The sequence below is a fragment of the Ruminococcus sp. genome, assembly GCF_017650195.1.
Taxonomy (GTDB): Bacteria; Bacillota; Clostridia; order Oscillospirales; family Ruminococcaceae; genus Ruminococcus.
Genome location: NZ_JAGCFH010000275.1, coordinates 1 through 2601 on the forward strand (window position 1 = coordinate 1; position 2601 = coordinate 2601).

The 2601-nt window shown below is 43.3% G+C and carries 2 protein-coding genes; both read left to right on the top strand.

What is annotated here, in order from left to right; all coding sequences use genetic code 11:
* Window positions 1–1008: 1008 nt before the first annotated feature.
* Complete coding sequence (locus tag J6U00_RS12560; protein WP_296582367.1) at window positions 1009–1698, top strand: response regulator transcription factor; 690 nt, start codon at window positions 1009–1011, stop codon at window positions 1696–1698.
* An 81-nt stretch (window positions 1699–1779) separates the two neighbouring features.
* Window positions 1780–2601, top strand: an 822-nt coding sequence (locus J6U00_RS12565; RefSeq protein WP_296582368.1) for an ATP-binding cassette domain-containing protein, incomplete at its 3' end; no start/stop codon positions are given.

A 2601-nucleotide genomic window follows, 5' to 3' on the forward strand; every position in this document is an offset into this window, starting at 1 on the left:
ATTGAATGTAGTGTTTCCATTAGCGGATCTATTCCTTTCATTCTTTTTTCTAAATTATACCATATAACTTTCTTACAAGTCAACAAAAGCATTATCTGTGCAGTTAACAAATCTGTTTGAAAACTTTTTCACCCTTTGTTTTTTTATTCCAGCAAAAGAGGTCGAATTTTAATATATTTCTGCTAATTTTATTAATTGCAGATTTTTATTATAATGTCATATGGTTTTACTCTACTCTCTGATATTTTTCTTTCAGTTCTTTCATGCTCTGTTGATAATTCGTCTGACAGCTGCATATCCGGGTTTGAGAATTGAGAACACCTACAAAGTAACTGTTAAATGAACAGCTATTATAAGTCATATTATAAAATATTTTGATGCATTATCAAGCTATTATGATCGAAAAGTAGAGATACCAGATACAAGAGAACCTGGAGTTATACATCATGCTCGTCTCGTAAGCATGGAAAGCAATGTATTCACACTTATTGGAAGTCGTATGAAAGGTGGAAGGGCATGTTGGAATGTAGAAGGTGGAAATAACCTTTCTGCTCTTCTTTGCATATATCATACGTCTAAACCACATTCCAAAAGGCTGATACTGACTCTTGTGAATCTCCCAAGCCAGTCTTATCGGCTTCAAAGATTCCAACCACAACCGGAAAGGGATATGAAGGGATTAATAATTGCACGTTTCCACCCACATTGCAGTGAATGAAGAGGATAACTTCCAACTAATTAATCTTTTTTCGATTCGTATTTAAGGCCTTGTGACGATATTTGAAAATGCTGCCCACATTTACTTGACACATACCACCCTTTATTTTGACTTGATGAACCTACCCGAACCCCTTACGAACCATAAAAAAATGCGATAAACAGACGATTTTGCTATGTAAGAGCTGTTCTCAAGCCAAAGAACAGCTCTTTATCTTTTCTGCCGATTGATATTTCCTCCGAACTATGCTATAATTATTACAATAAACACATTCATTCGGGAGATGTGCCATGAAAAAGATACTGACTGCCGAGGACGACAGGGAGATAAACCGCCTTATATGTGAATACTTGTCCTCGCAGGGCTATGAAACACTTTCGGTGCTGAACGGACTTGATGCCGTTCGTATCGTTCGGGAGCAAAATGATCTGTCGCTACTGATACTTGACCTGATGCTGCCGTTTCAGAGTGGTGATATGGTATTGCAGAAGATACGGGAATTTTCCGATATTCCAGTGATCGTGGTGTCGGCAAAAAGTGAGACACGCTCAAAGATAGACCTGATAAGAATGGGTGCTGATGATTACATCACAAAGCCCTTTGACCTTGACGAACTGCTTGTCCGTGTGGAAGCCGTTCTGCGGCGGTATGAGGGAAATTCCCGAAAGCCGGAAGAAGCACAAGTGCTGACCTACAAGAATTTGATGCTTGACATCACGGCAGGGGCGGCGACTGTCTGCGGCAAAACCCTTACGCTGACAAGCAAGGAGTTTGCAATACTGGAACTGATGCTGAAAACTCCCACTAAGCTGTGGTCGAAAGCAAACCTGTTTGAAAGCGTGTGGGGCGAGAATTATATCACCGATGATAATACAGTCAAAGTCCACATGAGCAATATCCGTTCCAAGCTGAAAAAGCTAGATCCCGACAACGAGTATATCGAAACGGTCTGGGGTATGGGCTATCGTCTTGTAACTTAACGGTTTCTTAACCATTCGCTTAACCTTTTCTTTACCTTTTGATGTTAGAATGGATGTAGTAAAACGAAAGGGGGCGGCTCTATGGAAAATAGCGTGATAACTATGAGAGGGCTTTGTAAGTCCTACCAAAAGCAGGAAGTCCTTCACGATTTCAGCCTGACGGTAGAGCGCGGACATATCTGCGGGCTGATCGGTCCGAACGGCGCAGGCAAGACTACGATCATGAAAATTCTTGCGGGATTATTCTTTCCGTCGAAAGGTGAACTGGCGCTGTTCGGTAGTCCTGATAATCTTGACGATTCCCGTGCGAGAATGAGCTTTATGATCGAACAGCCGATCATTGCAGGCTCAATGACAGCTCGTCAGAATCTTGAATATATCCGCTATCTTAGGGGTTATCCCAATGAAAAGCGGATCGACGAAATACTGGAGCTTGTCGGGCTTGCTAACACGGGCAAAAAGCGTGCAAATAAATTCTCTCTCGGTATGAAACAGCGGCTCGGTATCGGTATGGCACTTCTGCCAAAGCCTGAGATCATGGTGCTGGACGAGCCAGTGAACGGGCTTGACCCGGAGGGTATTGTGGAAGTCCGTCAGCTCATCAAGCGGATGCAGGAGGAATGGGGTGTGACTGTGCTCATTTCAAGCCACCTGCTGTCGGAGCTTTCCGAGCTCTGCACCGATTTCTCGATCATCAGCCACGGCGAATTGATTGAAAATCTCAGCCGTGAAGAGCTGCTTGTGAAGTGCAGAGGACATATTGCTTTGCGGACGGACGACATCAACAAAACAGCGGCAGTCCTCGAAGACAAGCTGTCCATTCACGATTACCAAGTCATTCACGGCGAGGAGATTCATATTTTTGAGCACCTCGGCGGTATTCTGCACATCTCCAAAACGCTG